At 48.5% G+C, this 22,366-nt stretch carries 22 protein-coding genes; all 22 read right to left on the bottom strand.

The annotated features are described in order from the left end of the window. Nucleotides 1–15 precede the first annotated feature (15 nt). The 22 genes from acpS to KW844_RS17380 all read right to left on the bottom strand — a co-directional run bounded on the left by acpS (nt 16) and on the right by KW844_RS17380 (nt 22,347). Complete coding sequence (gene acpS, locus KW844_RS17485; RefSeq protein ID WP_218378065.1) at nt 16–396, bottom strand: holo-ACP synthase; 381 nt, start codon at nt 394–396, stop codon at nt 16–18. Continuing rightward, the gene (locus tag KW844_RS17480) at nt 393–2,111 is read right to left on the bottom strand and encodes a C45 family peptidase (protein WP_218378064.1); all 1,719 of its coding nucleotides are present in this window, start codon (nt 2,109–2,111) and stop codon (nt 393–395) included. The genes acpS and KW844_RS17480 overlap by 4 nt, the downstream gene beginning before the upstream one ends. Then, on the bottom strand, nt 2,089–3,612 hold the full coding sequence (locus tag KW844_RS17475; RefSeq protein WP_218378063.1) for an NAD(P)/FAD-dependent oxidoreductase: 1,524 nt from the start codon (nt 3,610–3,612) through the stop codon (nt 2,089–2,091). The genes KW844_RS17480 and KW844_RS17475 overlap by 23 nt, the downstream gene beginning before the upstream one ends. Next, entirely contained in the window at nt 3,599–7,462 is a 3,864-nt protein-coding gene (locus KW844_RS17470; protein WP_218378062.1) for a trifunctional MMPL family transporter/lysophospholipid acyltransferase/class I SAM-dependent methyltransferase, read from the bottom strand. The genes KW844_RS17475 and KW844_RS17470 overlap by 14 nt, the downstream gene beginning before the upstream one ends. Before the next feature lies 1 nt (nt 7,463). Then, complete coding sequence (locus tag KW844_RS17465) at nt 7,464–8,684, bottom strand: DUF2062 domain-containing protein (protein WP_218378061.1); 1,221 nt, start codon at nt 8,682–8,684, stop codon at nt 7,464–7,466. Between the two features lie 4 nt (nt 8,685–8,688). Beyond that, nucleotides 8,689–9,048 carry a 3-hydroxyacyl-ACP dehydratase gene (locus KW844_RS17460; protein ID WP_218378060.1) on the bottom strand — a complete coding sequence of 120 codons (360 nt, stop codon included), beginning with the start codon at nt 9,046–9,048 and terminating at the stop codon, nt 8,689–8,691. A 5-nt stretch (nt 9,049–9,053) separates the two neighbouring features. Beyond that, a complete protein-coding gene (locus tag KW844_RS17455) occupies nt 9,054–9,680 on the bottom strand; it encodes a hypothetical protein (RefSeq protein ID WP_218378059.1) in 627 nt (208 codons plus the stop codon). Further along, nucleotides 9,658–10,290 carry an outer membrane lipoprotein carrier protein LolA gene (locus KW844_RS17450; protein ID WP_218378058.1) on the bottom strand — a complete coding sequence of 211 codons (633 nt, stop codon included), beginning with the start codon at nt 10,288–10,290 and terminating at the stop codon, nt 9,658–9,660. Before KW844_RS17450 ends, KW844_RS17455 begins: the two co-directional genes overlap by 23 nt. Further along, entirely contained in the window at nt 10,283–11,062 is a 780-nt protein-coding gene (locus KW844_RS17445) for a polysaccharide deacetylase family protein (RefSeq protein WP_218378057.1), read from the bottom strand. Before KW844_RS17445 ends, KW844_RS17450 begins: the two co-directional genes overlap by 8 nt. Beyond that, nucleotides 11,056–12,120, bottom strand: coding sequence for a beta-ketoacyl synthase N-terminal-like domain-containing protein (locus KW844_RS17440; RefSeq protein ID WP_218378056.1), 1,065 nt, complete (start codon nt 12,118–12,120; stop codon nt 11,056–11,058). Before KW844_RS17440 ends, KW844_RS17445 begins: the two co-directional genes overlap by 7 nt. Before the next feature lie 6 nt (nt 12,121–12,126). Next, complete coding sequence (locus tag KW844_RS17435) at nt 12,127–13,320, bottom strand: beta-ketoacyl synthase (RefSeq protein WP_218378055.1); 1,194 nt, start codon at nt 13,318–13,320, stop codon at nt 12,127–12,129. Next, a complete protein-coding gene (locus KW844_RS17430) occupies nt 13,317–13,580 on the bottom strand; it encodes a phosphopantetheine-binding protein (protein WP_218378054.1) in 264 nt (87 codons plus the stop codon). Before KW844_RS17430 ends, KW844_RS17435 begins: the two co-directional genes overlap by 4 nt. A gap of 196 nt (nt 13,581–13,776) precedes the next feature. Continuing rightward, nucleotides 13,777–14,385 carry a hypothetical protein gene (locus KW844_RS17425; protein ID WP_218378053.1) on the bottom strand — a complete coding sequence of 203 codons (609 nt, stop codon included), beginning with the start codon at nt 14,383–14,385 and terminating at the stop codon, nt 13,777–13,779. A gap of 7 nt (nt 14,386–14,392) precedes the next feature. Then, complete coding sequence (locus KW844_RS17420) at nt 14,393–15,634, bottom strand: NAD(P)/FAD-dependent oxidoreductase (RefSeq protein ID WP_218378052.1); 1,242 nt, start codon at nt 15,632–15,634, stop codon at nt 14,393–14,395. Between the two features lie 60 nt (nt 15,635–15,694). Then, the gene (locus KW844_RS17415) at nt 15,695–16,756 is read right to left on the bottom strand and encodes a methyltransferase (protein WP_370626495.1); all 1,062 of its coding nucleotides are present in this window, start codon (nt 16,754–16,756) and stop codon (nt 15,695–15,697) included. Between the two features lie 47 nt (nt 16,757–16,803). Continuing rightward, a complete protein-coding gene (locus KW844_RS17410; protein ID WP_218378051.1) occupies nt 16,804–17,943 on the bottom strand; it encodes a beta-ketoacyl synthase in 1,140 nt (379 codons plus the stop codon). A 9-nt stretch (nt 17,944–17,952) separates the two neighbouring features. After that, the gene (locus KW844_RS17405) at nt 17,953–18,372 is read right to left on the bottom strand and encodes a thioesterase family protein (protein WP_218378050.1); all 420 of its coding nucleotides are present in this window, start codon (nt 18,370–18,372) and stop codon (nt 17,953–17,955) included. Between the two features lie 2 nt (nt 18,373–18,374). Continuing rightward, nucleotides 18,375–19,127, bottom strand: a complete 753-nt coding sequence (locus KW844_RS17400; RefSeq protein ID WP_218378049.1) for a hypothetical protein — start codon at nt 19,125–19,127, stop codon at nt 18,375–18,377. A gap of 15 nt (nt 19,128–19,142) precedes the next feature. After that, entirely contained in the window at nt 19,143–19,562 is a 420-nt protein-coding gene (locus KW844_RS17395; RefSeq protein ID WP_218378048.1) for a 3-hydroxyacyl-ACP dehydratase, read from the bottom strand. 198 nt (nt 19,563–19,760) lie between these two features. Beyond that, nucleotides 19,761–20,678, bottom strand: coding sequence for a lipid A biosynthesis acyltransferase (locus KW844_RS17390; protein WP_218378047.1), 918 nt, complete (start codon nt 20,676–20,678; stop codon nt 19,761–19,763). Further along, a complete protein-coding gene (locus KW844_RS17385) occupies nt 20,678–20,935 on the bottom strand; it encodes a phosphopantetheine-binding protein (RefSeq protein WP_073083587.1) in 258 nt (85 codons plus the stop codon). The genes KW844_RS17390 and KW844_RS17385 overlap by 1 nt, the downstream gene beginning before the upstream one ends. Before the next feature lie 188 nt (nt 20,936–21,123). Next, nucleotides 21,124–22,347: a beta-ketoacyl synthase gene (locus KW844_RS17380; RefSeq protein WP_218378046.1), complete on the bottom strand. Its 1,224-nt coding sequence runs from the start codon at nt 22,345–22,347 to the stop codon at nt 21,124–21,126. Between the last annotated feature and the right edge of the window lie 19 nt (nt 22,348–22,366).

The following is a 22,366-nucleotide window of genomic DNA, read 5'->3' as shown; positions in this document are numbered from 1 at the left end:
TCAGTTTTTAACAGGTTATCCTTCCAGTACCACCATCGCAATGGCAGCACTTTTTTCATGCGATAAGGACACCCAGATATGTTTGATAGATAGCTGCTCATAGCGGGCCTCCGCCGCTCCAATTAAAAATAATTCCGGTTTGCCGTTGGCATCATTGCGGACTTCAATCTCGTTAAAATTCACACCACCATTATTTCCCCAGCCAGTGCCAAAAGCTTTCAGCAGCGCCTCTTTAGCCGCAAACCTTGCGGCATACGACTCAGCAGGCAACGCCTGCTTTTCGCAATACGCAATTTCTACCGGTGTAAACACTAGATCCCTGAAAGCTATACCTTTGGCCAGCTTTGCGGCAATACGCCCCACCTCCACGATATCTGTGCCTATGCCTATAATCATTTTTGCAATGCTTTATTCGTTTTCTCCAGCTGCACGCGAATATGCGTTTCCTCACCTTTGGTGGCAATCTCTTTGGTTAAAGCAGTTTCATAATACTGCTTTGCCGCAGCAAACTGTTTCAGCCGGAAACTATAATCTCCTGCCATCACATACGTATGATAATACTCAGGATTGCTGGCCACAAAAGCCTTCAGGTCCACGCTTTCCTTATTCATCAGCTGCTCCTTCATCGTGTGGAACCGCTGCCACTGCGCATATTCGTTGGTAACCAGGAAAGTATCTGCCGGCACATTATATGCAGTGTCATATACTTCGTGGTTGCTTTGCAGCCCCTGCATACTAAAAATCTTGTTCAGGTCGTACGCTACAAACTCACCCATCTGGAAAGGCGCTGTAGATACCCACACCAATTTTTTCTTAGGCTCAAACACAATACCATGGTGGGCTATAAACTGGTTAATCGCCTTCTCATTACCCAAGCCTATATTAGCATCGTGCAGCCCTTTACGGTCACGTAAAATGCCAATGGTTTTCTGTACATCGTTTTTGCCGTTGCGCGACAATAACTCCGTGAGCCGCAGGTAACGATAGGCAGACGCACTTTGCGCCAGCTGTACCTTATTGGAGCCCAGCGTTTTCAGCGTATCCCCCTGGAAGTGATTGGTACAGGTAATAAAGTGCCTTCCCGGATCATACTTATCCATACCAGTCGGTGTTTTTTCAATCACCACGGCCATATTATCAATGGCAGAGCCTATCAGGAAAGATTCTGATACAAACATTCTGCGTTTGGACGCTATCGCCCAGGCCTCTTCAATCGTCTTAGCATATTGTAATATCTCCCTGGCCACCAATGATACCGGTGTAGCAGCTCCAAAAGGCACGTCAGTTCTGGCGGCATTAATGGTAACGGTGAGCCCCTGGTCGTTCATACCGGAAACCACGCCCGTAAAGCCCCCCCAGGTCACAAACATAAAGTTGTAGCCCTTTTCGGGATGGTAAAACACCACCATCTTATCCTCTGCAAACTTATCGCCCATGTAGAAGTCGAAATTCCGGCCAATGATCAGGTTACTGTCCGCCGAATGATCATCCCAGGTAGCAAAGGAAGTACATCCCACCAGGTACATACCCTGCAGGGCGTGCCCAATATCATGCGCCGCATGATAGTTCATCAGCCGCTCGTAGTTACTGCCGATATAGTCATAGTCAGGAGAGGCGGAGAACGACTCCCCGTAAATCTCTTCCTTAAACTCCTCCGGCACATTGGCTGCCAGGTCCCTGTTAAAGAACCCGATGAAATAACGCAGGAAATGCCTGTAAAAGGTGCTGGGCACCATCTTTGCGATCTGCTCCACAAACACGTCTTCCTGACGCTGAATCAGTTCCTTGCTCAGCTTACCGTTTACCACCCCTCTTTCAAAAGGTGACCCTTCTACGTACATTTCATACAATCCCGTGCTGCTATGACGGAACCAGTTGTTTCCAATGGTGTAGGTACCTTTGTCCAGCTCCTTGCGCTGTAGCTGCAAGGCCGACTGATTACTAATTTCCGGCGGTGCCATTTTGCTCACACTTACAATATAGATCGCAAGCCCTATCAGCAATACCAGGAAAAATCCGATAATATAAAGGATTGCCCTGCCCAGCTTTTTCCAGATACTGCGCTTCTTTTTCTTCTGCCCGCTGGCTTTATATGTCGAATACTGATACATTGTTAATTGCTGTTACTAAAGATTCCATTCCCACTAATTCTGATGCGGTGATCACACTACTCATGGTTACCCCCAGAATTCCGTGCAAGTTCAGGTTTTGCCCTGTAAGATACAAATTAGATAGTTTGGTACGGGCGGATACCATGGTGCGCAAAGGATCTGCCGCATCTTTCATGATACCGTACATGCTGCCGTCGGCAGTGCCCATATAGTCCCGGTACGATAATGGCGTAGCCACATAGTACGACTGTATCGCCTGCCTGAAATCCGGGAAACGCTTTCCCACACAGGCTATCAGCTGTTCCGCTTTCTCTCTTTTAAAGCGTTCATAGTCTTCTCCCCTGGCCCCCGGCTGTAACACCGTGTTAAAAGTATCCTTCCAGGGCGCCATTTCTTCATAGCGCATATAGGTCATCACACACAAACTATCCGCATATTCCGGATGTTTGGATGATGCTGCCACATACATCGCATAGGTCTGCGGCCAGGCATCGGTTTGGTAGTCAATACCCGCCCAGGCATCCTCCGTAGTATGATAATAATAGTTATAATTGAGATAAGGAAAACTACCCGGCTTCAACACCACATTTAACACAAAGGCCCCTACAGAGTTTTCCAGTGACTGCATGCGCGTCCGGTAAGCACCGCGCAGCGCGTCGGAATGCGTCATGGCAATGGTTTGCACGGGATGCAGATTGGAAACGAAATAATCCGCTTTTACTTTCTCTCCGTTCTGCAACACCAGATGGTCCACCCGGTCGGCTTCGCCTACAATGGCCGTCACGGCGGTATTGCGGATGATCTCTCCTCCGTTTTCCATGATACGCCTTCCCAGCCATTTAGCGATCTGCCCGCCACCATCCACACACTTCCAGGAGCTGTTCATATAACTGTTCAGTACCAACGCATGTACATACAACGGCGTTTTTTCCGCCACCCCTGCGTACAGCAGGTTGTTGCCGGCCAATACCTGTTGCAGCCGCTGGTTATTGGTAATGCTGCGGAGAAAATCTGCTGTGTTATAGTGCAGTACTTCCCGCTTTTCTTCATAATCTCCCAAACGAAGATTATACAAGGGAAACTTACCGCAAATCTCCCTGATCTTATGCACATACGCTTCCAGCGCCGGCTTTTCATCCGGAAAGCTTTGCAGCAGCGTGTTCATAAACCGCTGCTCTCCCTGTGCTATTTTATACACCGCAGGATCATCCGCAAAGGCAATGTGGTCAAAGCCTTCCAGGTCCATCCGGCGGAGCTTCAGCTTATCCAGGATACCCAGGTATTTAAAAACTTTGTATAGATTTTCACCCGGTGCAAGGCCACCAATGTAGTGTACGCCGGAATCAAAAATTACTTTTTCGCGGGAATAGGTTTGCAAACAACCACCGATCTGACGGTTTTTTTCATACACACGCACTTTGTAACCATTCATGCCCAGAATAGCTGCGGTGGCCAGGCCACCAAGACCACTACCTATTACAATGACTTCATTGCTGCGCATATTGCTCTTGGGGGGATTTTCGGATCACAAAAATGACATTAGATGTATAGCGGGTATTATCAATTTCCTCTGCTACAGCGCCATATTTTTTCACCATGTTACGAATACCCGAAGCTGAAAGGAAGGTAAGCCCGTCCCTGCCTGTTTTATTGAATCCAATTACTTTAGTGGAAAGCCATTCAGTGAGCTTAGTACCTTCATGGCGCTGCTTACGGTCCATGTCCCCATCGCGGAGTACAATCACGCCGTCGTCTGTTAAATGCGCAATACATTGGCTCAGCAAACGTTCCTGCTCTTCGGATGTCAGGTAATGCATTACATCACTGAGGATAAATGCATTGTACTGCTCCAGCTCCATGTCCGCAATATCGCCATGGATAAAGGTGAGCTGGTCCGTTTTGCTATAGTTGTTGTTGGCGGTAATAATTTTTTCTTCATCATGATCTATCCCCACAATTTGTCTTTGGGGAGATAACCAAGCCAGCATATACGACATAAACCCGTACCCACAACCTATATCCATGATCTTACCCTGCTGGGGAATGAGCTGATTAAATTCCGCATAGTTACCTTCCATGCGGGTTTTAATACGCATGTACCATTCCAGCACCGGCCCTTTATAAATGTAGTTATAGATCAGCTGCTCCCGGAAATACTTCGGTGTTTCCTTTTCACTTCGCAGCTTTTCATATTCCCCTTTAAAATACCGGGAGATGGATTTCGTACGTGCGCTGTAGTTACCCCCCCAGCTCTTATCGTCCGCGGCAATACGTGGCAGGTACCTGATAGTGATATATCCGTCTTTCAGCAGGAAGTCGCCCTTTTGCATGGTTTGTGCCGTGCCATGCATTACTATTGGTAGGATATCCAACCCCAGCTCCTGGGCAATGTAAAACGCCCCTTTATGAAACCGCTTTATCGACGGGTCGGGAGAACGGGTACCCTCCGGATAAACAAGGATCGAATAGCCCTGTTCCACGCGTTCACGCAGCTTGTCCACCGCGCCCTCTGCCCCATCCGCTACCGGGTAATAATCGGCATACCGCACCACGGCACCAAATACCGGTGAACGCCATACCCACTGGTTGGTGAGCAGGATCATATTCGGATGCAACATGGTCGATAGCAAGATATCCAGGAAAGACTGATGATTACTGATAATCACCACCGGCTTCTCCAGCTTTTCGTGCAGCGGGTTCTCGATTTTTTTGGTCACATTTCCCATGATATACATCACGGACCAGGTGTACTTCGATAAGATGCAGTGATAGATGTACTTACCCTTTTCCTTATTGAAAGGATTGATTCTTATTAACACAAAACCCAGAAAAGTAAGTATAAAGCTGCCTAACGTGAAGTACATAAACGAGAATACAGAAAGGCTTAGTCCCTTCAGCGTCCACGGTGCATAGCCTTTACGCACCCGGTTAGTGATCAGGAAGTTGAACAGCACCGGGATCATCACCTGCGAAATCAAAACCACCGTGCCTATTCCGATTATAGATACCAGCGCTATAGATTGCAGCGAAGGATGTTTTGCAAATATCATTACACCCAGCCCCAGCATAGTCGTGATGGCACTGAGAAAAATAGAAGATTTAAAGGATGAGATGTTTTTACGGCCGGTTTTATATTCCTGTAATAAACCATCCATCATGAAGATGCTATAATCATCTCCCAAACCAAAAATAAACGTGCTCAGGATAATGTTTACAATATTGAATTTAATACCGAAAAGCCCCATAATACCCAGTATCCACTCCCAGCTGATAGCCATGGGGATAAAGGTGATCAGCGCCAGTTCAATGCGGCCATAAGAAATCAGCAGGGCAGCAAATACCAGCAAGGAGGTCATCCAGGCGATGCTGTTGAACTCGTCCTTCATCACTTCTACCAGCCTGTTGGCGGCATATTGTTTATCCAGCACAGTAGTATGCGGATGGTTATCCAGCACGGCATATACGGCATTCTTCTGCGCCGGGTCCACCTTCAGCAAGGTAACCAGCGAGGTATTGCCATTGCGGTGCATGATGTAATCGCCCAGGTTACCACTGGTAAGCACGTCCAGCTGCTCCGGTGATAACACCTGGTAATCGGTGTTCAGCAGGTTTTCAAATTTATCAAAGGCGGCTCCACTAAAACCAATTGGTTGCCCGTGCGTGCGCAGGTAACTCAGGACCTGTTGCTTCTTTTCCGGTGTCCAGTAAGCATTCCAGCGGTTAATACGCTGTTGTTGCTCTTTTGCCGAAATCAGGAGCGACTGCACACCCGCCACTTTCAGCACTACGCCCTGCTGTTGCAGGTTACGGATCAGCGGCATCAGCTGCTCGCTGTTTTCCAGGGCCTGCTCCATGCTGGTGCCATCCGTTACTACGTATACGGATTGCGCTACATAGGCGTTCACGGAGTTGAGGTGCGCTTCGGCCGCCTTCAGTTTGGGCGACATATAATTCATCCGCATCATGTCGCTTTCAAAAGCAACTTTTTTTGCGGTGAAAAAGAAGATAATCGTCAATACAAAAATGCCCGCTACCAGCCACTTATTCTTCTCCGGTTTCAGCCCGGAAAGCTTGTCCAGCCAGGTTTCGTGATGGGTATCCTGCTTACTGGTCACTATCCAGTGCGGGAGGTAAATCAGCGAAAACAGCGCTGCACCAATCAGGCTACAGGCGGCAAACAGGCCTACATCATGCAGCATGGGCGATTGCACAAACTGCAAACAAAGGAAACCGCCCACGGTAGTAAAACTACCCAGGGTCATAGGCGTGGCCAGGTCGCGGATTACCTCACGCGGATCAGGTGTATGGCGGAAATGATTGAATACGTGCAGCGAATAGTTTACCGCTATACCCAATACGACCGCTCCTGCACCCAGGGCTATTACAGAAATATGCCCTCTGATAACGTATATGCATGCCAGTGAGAACAGTGCTCCGAAAATTACCGGAAGCATTACCAGCACCGGCGCTCTTTTTTTGCGGAAGAAAAACGCGATCAGCACTACCAGCAGCAATACAGTGACACCCTGCGTAAGCATGGTATCCATGCGCAATTGCGTAGCATTGCCGGCACTTACAGCGGTTCCGCCAAAGTAAGTAGCCTGTATCTCCGGATGTTGTTTTAATAAACTATCCTGCAAATGATCCAGCCCTGCCAGGAATTTTGTGTTCACTTTTGTGGCTGTAGGCGGATTCGCCGGGGTGATAAAGATCATCAGGTGCCGGTGATCTTTGGTCATGATGAAATTATCATACAGCTCAAACTGATCATCGGCTTGTAATTGCTGTAGTTTCTTCACACCAATCCAGCTGATACCAACAGGATCAGCCTGTATCATACGTTTCAGCACCAGGCCTGTGGGAGATATCAGGGTATTGTAATCATACAGCAACGATTTTTGCAGCGTGTCCGGCCGGGTGAGCTGGTCGATCCGCGCGTAATCCTTTTCTTCCAGGAATACCGGCAGGTTCGATTGAATCAGCTGCATCAGGTTCATCACGGTTTCATCTTCTACCTGGCCCTGTATTGTTTTTATATAGGGAGATAATTGTGCCGCGGCAGCAGTGGTAAGCGCGGTAGCATAGGCGGTCAGACTGTCCGGAACAGCTGCCCCAACGGTATCTTTTTGCGATACGGTAATGATCAGTTTATCGGCAAACTTGGAGTCCTGGAATACCTGTTGCAGTTTATCCAGCTTTTTATCCTGCGGAAGAATTTTAGTAATATCTTCTTCCAGCTTTACCTTCGAAGCAAAGAAGCCCACCAGCAGGAAGCTCAGGACAGCAGATATCCACAGCCATGCCTTGTGGCGCTCAAAGAAATTATATATTGCTACGAAGAAGTTACCCATTTTATATTGTTACTGAATCTGCAGAATTTTGTTTTTTCCTCCGGAAGATGGACAGCAGCGCAAAGCTGACGATGCCCGCCAGCAGGCCGGCACCGATGGCCAGGGTTACCGCCCCCACCACATATTGCAGGAGGTTTGCCTTGATACTGGCCCATATCGTATCCATAGTTTGCCCGAGAAAGATCAGGTCCCTGGACGACTGGCCCATAAATATTTTACCGGTAATAAAGCTGGCGTAAAGCACCAGTATGGTTAGCGGCGGAGTACTGATATGTGCTGCCAGCACTACCAGCGCTTTATTTAATCTGAATTTTATCGACAATAATATAGCGGTGATCAGTTGAAAGCCCCAGAGCGGAATGATGCCCATGAACACCCCGAAACCGATGGCAGTGGCTTTTTTAGCATTGCTTTCTGTTGGGTTCAGCACTTCTTCTCTCCATAACTTTTTCCAGTTTTCCCATTTAGAGAGGAACCTGATCAAATCCCTTGGCTTAATGTACACGAGTGTAATAAACACCAATACGGTATTGAGCACACTGATACGGGAAAAATCACGGAAGGGCCTGAAATGAGAAATCCTCTCTTCAGCAGGAGGATAGTATACTTTAACAGGCGCCCAGTCTATCTTGATCCCCTTCCACGCACTTCGCACCAGCACTTCAATTTCGAATTCATACTTGGTACACCAGTAACGCGTATTACCCATTTTATGCAAGGGGTACAGGCGGTAGCCGGATTGCGTGTCCGGCCCTTTTAAACCGGTTTCTACATAAAACCAGAAATTGGAAAATTTATTGGCGAAGGTATTTTTCCCCGGCATATTTTCCTGTTGCAGGTTGCGGGCGCCTATTACCAGTGCGTCCGGGTCTTCTGCAATTTTTGCCAGCATTACGGGCAGGTCGGTAGCAAAATGCTGCCCGTCTGCATCCATGGTGATTACATAATCGTAACCTTGTTGTCTGGCATATTCAAACCCTTTGCGGAGGGCAATTCCTTTACCACGGTTAGGGTTATACGAAACCAGCTGGATCTGCGGATGGTTGCCCAGAATATCCGGCGTATGGTCTGTAGCGCCGTCGTTTACCACTATTACGTGATGGGTATAGCTGAGCGCATCCTGCAATACGGCGGCGAGGGTACCGGCGTTATTGTAGGTAGGAATCAGCACCGCTACCCGGTGCTGTTCAAACAACTCGTTATGTGTAGGTGTAACCGACATGCAATTATTTAAACAATCCCTGGAACTTCATGAAAATCTTATCTTCCCGCTTCAGCACCGCTGTTACCTTCAGGCCGGCTTCGTCGTCCTTGCAGGTTACCTGCACGTCTACAAGTGGCGTCTGGCGAGGGTCTATCATGTTCATAAACTTCATCTGATTCGCTTTTTGCAGCATCACTTTACGACTGGCTACAGTGCGTACAAACTCAGTAATGGTTTGCATCATGCATACACCCGGCACTACCGGCTGCTCCGGAAAGTGACCGCCAAAAATCGGATGTTCCGCATTCAGTGCAATGGTGGCATTGATTTGTCCGCCTTCCTGTGTTTGTTCTGTGATGGTGTAGAAGTTACCAGCTAACATAGTTTTTATTTTTTTTCTACCCTTTGCAGGGAGATGTTGAACTTAAAGTTGAGATGTTTGATAAGTATACTATCCGGTATCCCGTTTTGATAGTGGCTCATCGTTACCCTTATCACCGGCTTGCGGGGGGATGATTTTTCTATTCGCCGCAACTGCGTACAGGCGCTATCCGTTATATAGTAGTTATTCCCTTTTTCAGTGGGCACCACTACAAAGCGTTCTCCGTTTTCCCTTGCTACGTGGGCTTTGCTGAGGTCCAGTTGCATCAGCACCAGCGCAAAATCCTGGCTGAGCGTTTTTACCACCGGCTTCTTATCCATTTTAGGTATGATAAAGTGTTTTGTAAAATTCCCGTCTTTATCATACTCAAAATCAAAAAACTTAAAGCCCATTTCATTGGCAAACACGAGCCGGGTAGAGCTGTCCGGCATTTGCTTGAGCAGTACCAAACCACTCAGGTGGTGTTTGGTCACATCTACCTGGGCACTATATAACGTGTTGGTAAATGCCGGCGCAAACTGCCTGATGCATTCCACCGAAGCCGCAGGATCGGTGTGCAGGCCTTTGTATACGGACCTGCATCCCGTGGCCATCATAGCCAGCAGCGCACTACTTAGCAGAAAATAACGCATCCGGAATGTTTGCATTCAATTGTTTATGTAAAAAGCTGATGACAGTATCGTCGCCGGATTGCTCCGCCATGGTGATCTTAGATACGCCATAGTCGGCCTTATCCACCAGCAGCGTGATTTTACTGAAATACTCTTTTAATGCCTTGTTTGCCGGCACCATTTCCAGTTTGTAGTACTGTGTATTTTCAAATGCTTTGGTAGTGAAGTCGGCATTATCCAGCACGGTGCCGCGTACGCAGTCCACCGTTATCTTATTGATCTGTTCAAACAGCTTATTGGATTTCCCCGAAACCTTGTTTTCTTTCTGGGCATCCTTGATTTTAATATCTTTTCCGTTGATCACGAGCAGGTAGTAGGATGGCTGTGTGTATTCCATTCTTACCTTATTATCTTTCTTAAACCAGAACTTGCCTTTGGAGGTAATTTTATCCGATAGCATGCTCAGGTTTTTCTCCTGCACAAAATCACACTGGATGCTTTGGGTAGCCTGTGCAGCCTTTGCGAACTGCTGTTTGAGCGGCGCCAGGTCGGCCACAGCCTTAAAGCCCTGCTGCGCTTTCAATTGCAGTCCGGTCAATACACATAGCATGATGAGCAACCATTTACGCATAAGCGGGTATTTTTAATAGTTTATCAATTCTTTCCAGGCGGTAGCCTTTTTCGCGGATTCCTTTTATCAGCCTGGGCAGTATAGCAGCGGTGATACTGCAAGTATCATGCAGTAAAATCACGGCACCGGGGTGCAGGGCATCCTGTATTTTCTGCAACAGCGCGGCTTCGTCTTTCGCTACAGTATCCAGTGAACGGATGCTCCAGCCTACGGATACCAGCCTTTCCCTTTCCACTGCTGTGGCCAGGTTAGGATTGGTAACACCGTATGGTGGTCGAAAGAGTCGCGGCGTTACCCCCAGCACACTTTCCACCTGCTCCTGCATACGATCCAGGTCCAGCTGCATACGTTTGGTGCCGTACATATCAAACCAGAAATCGTGGGACCAGCTATGGTTACCTATTACATGCCCTTCGGCGTGTATGCGTTCCAGTAATTCGTCGTGCTCCGGAATATTTTTACCGATGCAGAAAAATGCGGCGGGCACCTGTTCCTGTTTAAGTATATCGAGCACCAGCGGTGTGTATTCCGGCAGCGGCCCGTCATCAAAGGTGAGCGCGACTACCTTTTCGTTGGTGCGTGCCTGTGATACAGAAGAAATAAAGTAGTTGGCCTGTATGTTAATAGCTCCCCATACACATAGCGGAATATATACCAGTGGCAGCACCAGCAGCCACCAGGCAGAGATATTTACTTCCATGCCAAAGCGGAGTGTAATCCAGCATAGCAGTAAAATTCCGAGGATGATATATGTGAACCGGTGCGTTAGCATGCTTTCAGCAATATCAGGGAGTGGTGGGTACCCTGGCGATGATTATACACCAGTAGATTTTTAATTTTTGCAGGGGGCGTGCCATAAAACATGGCTGCCTCCGGCACATCCTGTTCCGCAATAATTTTGTTGGCCATCCAGGTACCGAAAGCTATTGCCGTAGGATATTCCCCGCAGAGGTGCTTGAAGCATGCCTCCGGATGGTCCGGAAACAGTGCGGCTGCTACTTCTTCATAGATGTCATCCTGGGCGATGTCTCCGTTTCTGCCGGTTACAATCAGGTCGATTTCTTCCAGGGTAACTTCATGTTCTTCCAGAAACTTCACAATGGCTCCAATCACTTCTCCTTCCCACAGCGGTTTGTAGATGGTGCTGATGCCTGCCAGCTCTGCAACGGTGTGCGTGCCTTTTTCAGGGCTGAGCACAAAGAAGGCAGCACCTTCACCGGCAATGGTGCCACGGTCGGGGCTTTTCAGCAGCTCCATGGTTTTCACCGGGGCTTTTTTGTACAAGCCAAAGCGGGACAATATCTGGTGGCTGTAATGGGTAATTTCATCCAAACCACCTGCCAGTACATACTTTGCTTCTCCTTCGCGGAGTATCATGGTCGCATCCAGCAAGGAGTTTTCAAATGAAAACCCCCGATGCACGAAGGTGTTGTTATAAGTATTGCAACCCAGCAACAGCGCAATCTGTCCGCCCACGGTATTGTGAGTAGACTGTATAAACGCTGTAGGCGTAAGCATTTGCTCTTCCTGCGATACCATTTTATTCAGGAACACGCCGGTATCATCGAGGCAGCCGTAGGCTGTGCCGGTGATAATAGCGTCCGGCATTTTAATGCCGGCTTCTTCCATACTGAGATTGGCTGCTCCCACACCCATTTTCACTGCGCGGCTCATACGGCGGATCTGCTTCAGGTCGATCCATTGTTTATAGTCCGGATCAACGGTTTGCAGCCGCACCTGCTCGTATTCTTTCAGGGGGGAAAACAAAGGTCCAATCTGCGCAGTTTCCTGCGGAGAAATACAACCCGTTCCGTTTATATAGATGTTCATGTGTCGTTATTCTTTTGAAAACACCAGGCTGGAGCAGTTGCCGCCAAAGCCAAATGAATTGGACATTACGTGTTTCAAATCATTACCTGTGCTAAACGCGGTGGCAGGAGCAAAAGGCAGTTCCTTCATCTGGTGCTGGAAACGTGCGTTGGGATAGATGATCCCTTCTTTCAGTGCAAGTGCTGCGTATACCGCTTCAATACCCCCGCTGGCGCCCAATGTATGACCGGTGAAGGATTTGGTGCTGCTCATTGCCGGAAAATGCGGCGCAAACAAGCGGTTGATCGCAATACCTTCTGATACATCGTTGTTTTGTGTACCGGTGCCGTGCAGGTTGATGTAGCCGATATCTTCCGGTGTGAGTCCTGCCATTTCCAGTGCGCCTTTCATGGCCAGGTAGTTACCGGTGCCATCAGGTGAAGAGGCGGTCTGATGGTAGGCATCGTTGGCATTGGCAAAACCGCTGAGTCTTGCCCATGGCTGGATATGTGCCAGCAGGTTATCGGATACGAGTACTACATAACCGGCGCCTTCGCCCAGGTTGAGGCCTGTGCGGGTATCATCAAACGGTCGGCAGGGCTGCTGATCCAGGATCATGAGCGTATTGAAGCCGTTGAGGGTAAAGCGGGTCAGCGCATCGGTACCGCCAGCGATCACGATATCCACGATGTTGTTACGGATCAGTCGCGCCCCATACATCAATGCATTTGCTGCTGATGAACAGGCCGTGCTGATGGTAGAAATATGGTGCCTGATACCCATGGCATCGGCCACCAGCTCGGTCACTGCCCCACATTCATGGTTCAGCACCTGGTGTAGCCGGCCACCCTGCGGGTTGGATAAAAAGCTGTTGAAGAAATCTTCTGTTTTGTCCATCCCACCTACGGTATTGGCGGATACAAATCCTACGCGGTATTGGGAGATATCTCCCAGCCCGGTGGATTTCCAGGCTTCCCTGGCAGCAATGAGGCTGAGCAATGCGGTACGGCTGGTGTTTTCAGGCATCAGCGCCATATCTGACAGCGTATCGTTGTCGGCCTTTACTTCCGCAACGGGGAAGGTTTCGTGATGCACAGACTGCAGGTATTGCATGGTGGTCATACCGGTACGCATATCTTTAAATGCCTGCAGGTTTTCCTCCAGGTTCATGCCTATACCACTGATGACGCCGCCGCCTGCTATCCACACCTTTACACTCATGCCTGCTGCTTTTGTTGAGCGGTAATAAATTCCGCCATCGTACGGATGGAGTGGAATATTTCAGGACCCTGTTCCGGGTTGGCAATGCGGATGTTATAATGCTGCTGCAGCAGAACAATCAGTTCCAGCGCATCGATGGAATCGAGGCCCAGTCCGGTTTTGAATAAAGGCTCATCGTTGCCGATGTCTTCCGGTTTTACTTCCTGCAAATTTAATTGTTCAATGATCTGCGCTTTCAGATCCGCCATCAACTGTTCCATATGTGTTTTGTTTGGCCTGCTTTACAGGCTGCAGCGATCTTTTTTCTCGCAAAGCAGCATAAGATGCAAAGCAGCAAAGGATTATGTTTTGTTATTTTAAGGCTTGCCTTTTGTTTGCCTTTAGTTTTTTGGTGGGCCTTTCAGGCCCTTTCAGATTTCAGCAACGCCTGCGGCGGCTCTGAAATCCCTTACCGGATTACCTTGCAAGATACAAAGCTTCCAGTGTCTCTTTTGTGAGCGGCTGCTCACCGGTGCGTTGCACCAGCGCCATAACCACCTCGTAGCGTTGCTCCATTACTTCCACCCAGGCTACCAGGCATGCCTGCAACGGCGTTTCCGCCAGCAGCTGCGTTGGATAAACCGATAGTAGTGCCGGATCAAACTGTTCTGACACAAAGAATGTATTCTCTCCCTTAAACCCATGCCGGATACAGATTTCTCCCATTACAATGTTGGGCAACGTATACACGAACAAGGCAGGGCTTGCGATATCTTTCACGGTAGCATAATAACGTAGGTCGGTATCCAGGCTGGCGCTGCGATTAGCCAGCACCATGCCTACGGCTTCTGCGGGCAGTTGCAGCACCGGGTTGTTTTTCAACAGCACCTCTGCTGCGAGCCAGCCGAGCTTGCTCAGCGGGTCCATTTTATGGAACTTCGGATATTGACCAGATACGTGGTCGTATGCCGCGCGCAGGAAATCCTGGAGTTCGGAACCATCCCCTGAAAATACCTGCTTTTCATTAAGAATGATTTGATGCTCTCTGATAATACAAGTACCTGTTATAAATGCACTATTACTCAATCTATGATTAGCTTTTTATTATCTCTGTTAATTCAATGGTGCGCGCCAGACGTTTCAGGGCGGTGTCGTGATTGGTTACAAATGGGTTCGACAAATCCCACACATAACCTGCCAGCACCGAACAGATCTGACCTTTGATTTCAGGGTCAGGATTTTTGGAGAAGAAGATCCTATCCAAAGTACCTTCATACCAGGCCATTACATATGAACGGAAGGTATTTACACCCTGCATGGTAGGCGCCATGTATTCTTTTTCCCAGTCTACATCCTCTCCTTTGAGCTTACGGATCACCAGTTTGGCAGCCGTTTGGCTGGATACGCAGGCCAAAGTTACGCCAGATGAGAAAATAGGGTCCAAAAATTCTGTCACGTTGCCGGTGAGCACGTAGCCGTCGCCATAGAATTTATCTGTGGTGGCGGACCATGACTGGAGGACACGCGGTTCAAATACCAGCTCTACATCGCGGAAACGCTCCCTGGTGTAGGGTTCTGCTTCCAGCATGGCGCGGTATTTTTCTTCGTCAGTACCCGGGAAACCATCAAAGAATTCCGGATCACTTACAAAGCCTACGCTGGTAACGCCGGTGGAGAAAGGTATGATCCAGATCCAGGTACCTTTTTTATGCACCACCGCGGTAATGCGGTTAGGCTCATCGGCCATGGAGCGGCGTACATCCCTGGTATGTGCAAACAGCGCTTTCCGCGGTTGCAGGTTCGAATTTTTTTCCAGGTTGAAGAGCCTGGGGATCACGCGGCCGTAGCCACTTCCATCCACTATAAAGCGGGCTTCAATTTCGTATTTGTTGCCATCAATATCCTCTACGGTAGTCACTGAATCGGAGCCGTTAAAGCGGATATCCGTTACAGTGGTTTCATATGCTACCGGCACCCCCATTTGCTCCACCGTATCGGCCAGGGTTTTGTCGAAGTCGGCCCTGGTCACCTGCCAGGTGTAATGCCAGCCTGGTGTGTACTGATCCTTGAACTGGAAGTCGCATACCAGGTCGCCTTTTACGAATTTGGCACCAAACTTTTGCTGGAAGCCTTTTTCTGTAATGGCGTCAATGAATTTAGCTTCCTGCAGGGCGTCCATACAGCGCGGCAGCAAGCTCTCCCCGATTACGAAACGAGGAAACTTCAACTTTTCCACCACCTTCACCGAGTAGCCAGCCTGGTGAATAATGGAGGCGGCTACTGATCCCGCAGGACCAGCGCCAATAACCAGCACATCGACTTTTTCAGTTTTCATACGATGCAAAATTTGGGATGTAAGATGAGTATATTAATTGCAAGGCACTATGTATCGTTATTATGCTTTTTTACACTTCAGCAAGGTGTAGTTCAATCCCATCTGGTTATTTTCCTCTACCACTTTCAGTCCCGCATTTTCGATGCATTGGAAGAAATCATCTGTATGGTACATCTGGCTGTTGCCATTGGCCATAGCAGTGAAGTAGAGGGATGTTTGCTGGAGGCAGAAGGCCGCAGACTTAAACTGCTGGCGGTTCCAGAATGGCTCCAGGATATAGATGGTACCGTTGTCGTTGAGTGCTTCACGGCAGCGGGACAGGATTGATTCGATTTCCGCTTCGGAGAAGCAGTCCAGGAACTGGCTCATCCAGATGGCATCAAAGCCTGTAGGGAAAGGGATGCTGGTGTCGAGGATGTTGGCGATATGGAAATGCACGCGGTTTTCCACACCGGCTTCCTTCATGGTTTTCTGTGCCAGGCCGGCCTGCCCTGGCAGGTCGAAGATGGTCACTTCCACTTCAGGATCTTTGGCAGTGCATGCCAGCGCCCATTTACCGGTGTTACCGCCGATGTCGAGCAGTTTTTTAGGTTTGTTTTCGAACACAATATCCAGTGCGGCTGGTGTAGCCAGGTCGGAATAGTAGTGATCGAAGTCGAACCAGCTTTTACCTACGCTTGGCGGCAGCAGGGAAAGGCCTGGGTAGATGGTATCCCATGGGCCGAGCTCTTTGAGTCCGGCGGGTTTACCTTCTCTCAAACTTTCTTCCAGGTGATACATACCTTTGTAGCAGATATCCTGGGTAAAGTCCATATTGATGCGTGTCAGTTCGTCGTGTAAAATGAAGTAACCGGTTTTGGTAAGGGTATATTTTTTATCATTTACGATAACGAGTTCCATTCCCAAACCGGCTTCCAGCAATACTCTAACGGCATAGCGGTTCATGCTGGTTTGTTCCATGATTTCTTCAATGGTGATACCTTTAGAACCGCTTTTGCTTACTGCTGTTAAAATGCCCATATCGCGCAGTGCCCGTGTAGCCTGGAATGCAATTGGAGCAAATGCGAGCCATAAAGCGGCTTCTTTAGCCTGTAATGCTGTTTTTGTTTCTTTATTAAACACGACAATGATAAATATGTGCTGATGACCGGGATAATAGGCGGCAGCAATCAGCTGATTAAACTAAAAACCATGGCAGCATTGCAGCCGCCGAATCCTGATACTGTTTTCAGGAGATGGCGTGCCTGCGTAGGTGCGATGGCGTTACTTATTTTCACCGGCATGGTAACGCCGGAATTTTGATAATTTTTTGTTGGCAGTATCACGCCTTCCTTCAGTGCTTTCATGCTGATGATGGCTTCTATCAGTCCGGCGGCGCCGAGGGTATGGCCGTAATAACCTTTGAGGCTGTTGACCGGCGTATTGGCCAGTCCGGCGTGGTGCAGGGCTTTAGCTTCCATCTCGTCGTTATAAAGGGTGGCTGTACCATGTGCGGATACAAATCCAATATCTTTTGGTGAGATGCCGGTGCCTTCCAGGGCCAGTGTCATGGCAGCTGCCAGTTCTTCCCCTGTTCGGGAGGGACCGGATATATGGTTGGCATCGTTGCTGACGGCACCATTTCCCAACACAAAATCTTTTGCCAGTGCCGGATTGCCGGTGAGTATCACTGTAGCGGCGCCCTCCCCTAAAGTAACACCGTTACGGTCGGCATCAAAAGGGCGGCATGGTGCGGCGCTTACTGCCTGGAACGACTGAAATCCTGACAATACAAAACGGGTCAGCACATCTGCACCGGTAACGATCACCTGGTCGTAGATACCTGCGGTGATCAGTCGCTTTGCGGTGAGAATGGCTACCAGTCCGGATATACAGGCACTGCTTACTACTACCGGCTCCGTGGTGATGCCAAAAAATCCGGCCACTTTACGGGCCGAATATCCCAGTTGCAGCTGGTCCGGTGATGGTGGTGTTCCTGCGGCATCGTGCTGTTCCAACAGTTCGATGTTTCCTTTGGTAGTGGAAACTACGAGGCCGGTGCGGGCACTATGCAGCGGGATAGTAGTTTGCGTCAATGCTTCTGTTACAGAAGTGATGAGCAGCTGTTCAAATTTCGTATAATCGTTACCGTTAAATGCATTAAGCTGGCCCGGGGCCAGCATGGCAGCATAAAACGGCGCAGCAGCATAGGCTGCATTTTCCTGTAGGCTGATGCCACTGTTACCCAGCAACACCTGTTCATAATTCTGAAGGGTAGTATTGCCCAGTGGGCTCACAATGTTATCAGCAACAACAAATACCTTTTGCATATTACCCTTTTAAAGCAGTCCCTGTGTCTTTTTCCAGTTGCTGAAAAACGGTGGCAGGGTGAGTTGCAGCAGGGAGGATTCCTTGTCCAGAAACACCTGTACGGACGACCCTTTTGCGACAACTTCGCCGGTGACTGCGTGTGTTAGTACGTATTCAAATCTGAGCTTCGCGGCCAGGTCGTCGATGTAGGTGGTATGTACCACTACCTTGTCGCCATAGCGCAGCGGGCGCTTATAATCACACTGGATATTGACCAGCGGTACGGTAAAACCTTCCGCGGCAATATCCAGGTAGCGTAATCCGTATTTTTCACCGAAAGCTTCTCTTCCGTCCTCAAAATACTGCACGTAGTTTCCATGCCATACGATCCCTAAGGGGTCACAGTCATTGAATCTGATCGTTATTGTAGTGCTTTCGGTTAATTGCATGCTTAGCTTTTCTTTTTTGCTGCCGGAGCTTTTTTAGCTGCAACGCCGGTTTTACCTGTTTTCTTAGGTGCCGGTGCAGGAGCTGGCGCTGGTGCCGGCTCTACAGGGTCCGTTGCGTTGGCATATTTCTCTTTCAGCTTGTTGTAGTCGTCGTGAAAATTATCCAGTATGTACTTGATCGGGAGTGCCCAATAGTTACGATTACCGAAAGCCATGCCAGTTTTTCCTTCTATTCTTTCGGTCATCAGCACGCGGCGACTACCCATATCCACCAGTGTTACAAAAGCGGATGCTTTTTTGTCGGTTTTGCTCATACCATCCATTACCAGCAGCGCACCGATACCTTTTTTAGTACCGAAGTCGAAGCTTTTCACCAGTTTGGTAACATCCTCTTCTGACAAACGATGGAGGTCTGCACTGTTATCGGATTTAAAGTTATCCGGGTTGACAGCCGCATTGCGTTTGTTTACAAGGCTGATATCGTAGGTTACTTTATCATGGCGCATATTGCCAGGCACATCGTATTTTTTAGGTTCGTTTACTACTACCTGGTTGATGCCGGCGAAGTGACTGTCCACAAAATCGATTGGTTTAGCCCCTGCATCCCCAATCAGCCGCGCCTGTGTAAAATCTATACCCAGCCAGGTGAAGGAGGAATCCTTATTGTCCAGGAAGTTTTTCAGCGTTTGCGCTTTCGCAGTGAATACAGTACCCAACATAAGGGCTGCTACCAGAAATAATCTACTGGTTTTCATGATGCTTAAGTTTTATTAGGGGTTGATGAATATTTTCAGTTCACACTGTGCCATCACCTTATCTTGATATACTACTTTGGCGTTCACCATGGTGGCATTAAATACTTCTGCACCAATAACGGTAGTGGTTTCAACGGTGGCTCCGGCGGGAGGTAATTCAAAAATTTCAAAATCTTTTACGGCGCCAATAAAGCCCAGCGGTACTGGTACATTTTGCTGGCGGGAGATATAACCAATCCGGGCGGCGGCAGTCTGGGCCATGTTTTCCATGAGGCCGGGGGCCGTGAAAAAGCCCTCTTCCACGAAAATATTATCCGCGGCTATGTTCAATGCAGTGCGGGTTACAGGTCCTTCTACTTCGAGAATGCCACTGATCATCACTATAGGTGCGCGCTGCGGGATATATGCAGTAATATCGTCTGTATGAATAAACATCTCCACAATTTATTGTAAAAAAAGAAATACGAAGTAACTAGAATTATATGAAATTATGAACAGTATAATCCCGGAAATATTTTGTTTTATGTGGTTTTAGTCGCAAAACCTTCGGTTTTGCCGGGAAGGATTCCGCGCTTCGCGCGGATTGCTAACGATGGATTTCTATACCGGAAGGACACTACCGGGACTATACACTTATTGCTGGCTTACCAGACTATCGGATCCGGTCACCGTTACACCTTCGTCCTCCCAAAAATCGTAGTAGTTAAACCATTGGGTAGGATATTTCCGGATCTTCACTTCCATCTCCCCTACAAAATCCTTTAATGCCTGCTCCTGCTGCCTGCGGCCATTATAGACCCTGGGTTCGGTAGCGTAAAAGTGATAGTGGGTAGCCGATTCCTTAAAAGCAAATACTGCGGCTAGGGGCACCCGGAAAGTGGATGCCAGCAGGAATGGGCCTAGTGGAAATTGTGCAGGTGATCCTAGCAAGTCAGCAGTCATGGTTTTATTTCCGGGTAGGAACCGGTCAGCGTGCATGCATACCAGTTCCTGGTTGCTGAGGGCATCGTTGATGGCATAGATGTGCGACAGATCGTCTTTCAGCACAATGATATTCACAGAACGCTCACCGGTAACGGAGGAGAGGTATTCCTTGATCCTTTCATGCTCACCGTCGAACATCACGATATTGATGCGCGCCTGCAGGCGCTTAAACAGGTGGCCTGCCACTTCCCAGTTGCCCAAGTGGGCACTAAGCAGGATGCCTCCCTTGCCGCCACTCACCATATCACGCAGGTGTTGTTCCCCATCAAAATCAAAGGTGAATTTATTGGCCATACCAGCCATCACCACCACTTTATCGAGTATGGTCTGCCCAAAGACATAGTAATTCCTATACAGGTTCAAAATTGATTTAAACCTGCTGAAACCAGCCTTAGTATGAAAATATTTGTAAATAGGTCTGGAAGAACTCCAGGAGAACAAAAAATAATACGCGGCTACAAACCTTAACAGGAAATAAGCAGGATACACACCCCCATAGCGCAGTATGGCAATAAAAATACTGTAGCCCAGCTTATTTCCTTTCGACTTTCCCTGCCAGGACGGCATTATACGAGTTCTTTTTGCTGAATACGAGCAGTTACGTAATTATAGAAATCCTGGAAGGTGACAATGTTCTGAAAATCTTCCGGTTTTACTTTAAAACCGAAGTTGTCTTCAATTACTACCACCATGTCGATATAGTCCAGACTATCTAAGTCCAGGGTAGCCTTCAGATTCGCTTCCGGCGTGATATCCGCTAAGTTAGCTTCAAACTCCTCTACCAGAAATTTGTTTGTGACAGTTATTACTTCTTTAAGTTCCATATAACGTATAACAGATATAGGTTGATTATAAAATAATTACGGTTACCAACCAAGCCTGTAAAATCTTCAAATTAGTCCGAGCGTCAAAGTTAAGAATATATTGGGAGTTACACACACCGGGGAATATATGAGTTTATTACTCATATAGATGTCAGGCAACTAGCGTACACTCTAAACCGGCAACAGTCCTACTTTCCGTCCCACGCTCTTACGATCAGTGAGGAGTTGGTACCTCCGAATCCGAAAGAGTTAGACAAAAATATATTAAAATTTTTATTAATTGTACTGGTAATTATATTCAGTTTGGCGGCGTCATCATCCGGGTTGTCCAGGTTGATATTGGGTGCGATAAATCCGTTTTGCTGCATGAGCATGGAATAAACGATTTCGCTGGCACCAGCCATCCAGCATTCGTGGCCGGTCATGGACTTGGTGGAGCTAACCGGCACTTCTCCGCCGAATACTTCGTAGATTGCTTTTGCCTCGCTGGCATCACCTGCCGGCGTGGAGGTCGCATGGGCATTGATGTATTGTACATCTTTAGCGAGCAGGCCTGAATCGCTCAGGGCTATCTGGAGGCTGCGCACCGGCCCGTCTACGGTTGGATTGGAGATATGCGCTCCGTTGGAGGAGAAGCCATAGCCGAGCACTTCGCCCAGGATGGTAGCTCCTCTTTTTTGTGCGGATTCCAAACTTTCCAGTATCACTGTGGCAGCGCCACCACTTGGCACGAGGCCGTCCCTGTCGCGGTCAAACGGTCGGGAAGCGCGTTCCGGCTCAGTTTCACGGGTAGAAAATGCCGCGATGGCATCGAAGTTACCCATCGCGTATACATTCACTTCCTGGGCGCCTCCGCAGATCACTGCATCCTGCATACCGTTTTTAATAAACATATAGCCGAGACCGATAGCATGGGAGCCGCTGGCACAAGCCGCGCTCACCGTGAAATTGACACCTTTCAGTTTAAAGATGGTGGCCAGGTTCATGTTTACGGTGGAGTTCATGGTCTGAAACACAGAACCGGAGCCCACCAGCATGGTATCTTTCTTTTCCCGCATGATGTCATTGGCTTCTACAGTGGGCTTGGCGCAGCTGTCGTTGCCATAGAGAATACCTACGGGTGTTTTTTCGATGTAGTCAGGGTCCATTTTAGCCATGGCTAAGGCTTCCCTGGTAGCCATAAAGGCGAATTCGGCCTGTTCAGGCATCATCAGGCGGGCACGGCGATCCAGTAAGCCTTTCAGCTCAGGACGTTCGATTTTGCCGGTGAGGCCGGAGCGGTATCCGAATGCTTTTCTTTCGGGGTCCAGCACGATGCCGGACTTACCCTTGTATAATGAATCTCGCACCTCCTCCAGGTTTTTACCTATGCAGGAGTAGATTCCCAATCCTGTGATCACAACTCTGTTCATAATAGGAGCGGTTAACGTT

The sequence above is a fragment of the Chitinophaga sp. sic0106 genome (genome assembly GCF_019219075.1).
In the GTDB taxonomy this organism is placed as follows: Bacteria; Bacteroidota; Bacteroidia; order Chitinophagales; family Chitinophagaceae; genus Chitinophaga.
This window is presented reverse-complemented; position numbering and strand designations above follow the sequence as displayed.

Bases quoted from the DNA above. Each gene is read 5' to 3' on its own strand.
- acpS (WP_218378065.1), bottom strand. From the start codon at position 396: ATGATTATAGGCATAGGCACAGATATCGTGGAGGTGGGGCGTATTGCC.
- KW844_RS17480 (WP_218378064.1), bottom strand. From the start codon at position 2,111: ATGTATCAGTATTCGACATATAAAGCCAGCGGGCAGAAGAAAAAGAAG.
- KW844_RS17475 (WP_218378063.1), bottom strand. From the start codon at position 3,612: ATGCGCAGCAATGAAGTCATTGTAATAGGTAGTGGTCTTGGTGGCCTG.
- KW844_RS17470 (WP_218378062.1), bottom strand. From the start codon at position 7,462: ATGGGTAACTTCTTCGTAGCAATATATAATTTCTTTGAGCGCCACAAG.
- KW844_RS17465 (WP_218378061.1), bottom strand. From the start codon at position 8,684: ATGTCGGTTACACCTACACATAACGAGTTGTTTGAACAGCACCGGGTA.
- KW844_RS17460 (WP_218378060.1), bottom strand. From the start codon at position 9,048: ATGTTAGCTGGTAACTTCTACACCATCACAGAACAAACACAGGAAGGC.
- KW844_RS17455 (WP_218378059.1), bottom strand. From the start codon at position 9,680: ATGCGTTATTTTCTGCTAAGTAGTGCGCTGCTGGCTATGATGGCCACG.
- KW844_RS17450 (WP_218378058.1), bottom strand. From the start codon at position 10,290: ATGCGTAAATGGTTGCTCATCATGCTATGTGTATTGACCGGACTGCAA.
- KW844_RS17445 (WP_218378057.1), bottom strand. From the start codon at position 11,062: ATGCTAACGCACCGGTTCACATATATCATCCTCGGAATTTTACTGCTA.
- KW844_RS17440 (WP_218378056.1), bottom strand. From the start codon at position 12,120: ATGAACATCTATATAAACGGAACGGGTTGTATTTCTCCGCAGGAAACT.
- KW844_RS17435 (WP_218378055.1), bottom strand. From the start codon at position 13,320: ATGAGTGTAAAGGTGTGGATAGCAGGCGGCGGCGTCATCAGTGGTATA.
- KW844_RS17430 (WP_218378054.1), bottom strand. From the start codon at position 13,580: ATGGAACAGTTGATGGCGGATCTGAAAGCGCAGATCATTGAACAATTA.
- KW844_RS17420 (WP_218378052.1), bottom strand. From the start codon at position 15,634: ATGAAAACTGAAAAAGTCGATGTGCTGGTTATTGGCGCTGGTCCTGCG.
- KW844_RS17410 (WP_218378051.1), bottom strand. From the start codon at position 17,943: ATGCAAAAGGTATTTGTTGTTGCTGATAACATTGTGAGCCCACTGGGC.
- KW844_RS17405 (WP_218378050.1), bottom strand. From the start codon at position 18,372: ATGCAATTAACCGAAAGCACTACAATAACGATCAGATTCAATGACTGT.
- KW844_RS17400 (WP_218378049.1), bottom strand. From the start codon at position 19,127: ATGAAAACCAGTAGATTATTTCTGGTAGCAGCCCTTATGTTGGGTACT.
- KW844_RS17395 (WP_218378048.1), bottom strand. From the start codon at position 19,562: ATGTTTATTCATACAGACGATATTACTGCATATATCCCGCAGCGCGCA.
- KW844_RS17390 (WP_218378047.1), bottom strand. From the start codon at position 20,678: ATGCCGTCCTGGCAGGGAAAGTCGAAAGGAAATAAGCTGGGCTACAGT.
- KW844_RS17385 (WP_073083587.1), bottom strand. From the start codon at position 20,935: ATGGAACTTAAAGAAGTAATAACTGTCACAAACAAATTTCTGGTAGAG.
- KW844_RS17380 (WP_218378046.1), bottom strand. From the start codon at position 22,347: ATGAACAGAGTTGTGATCACAGGATTGGGAATCTACTCCTGCATAGGT.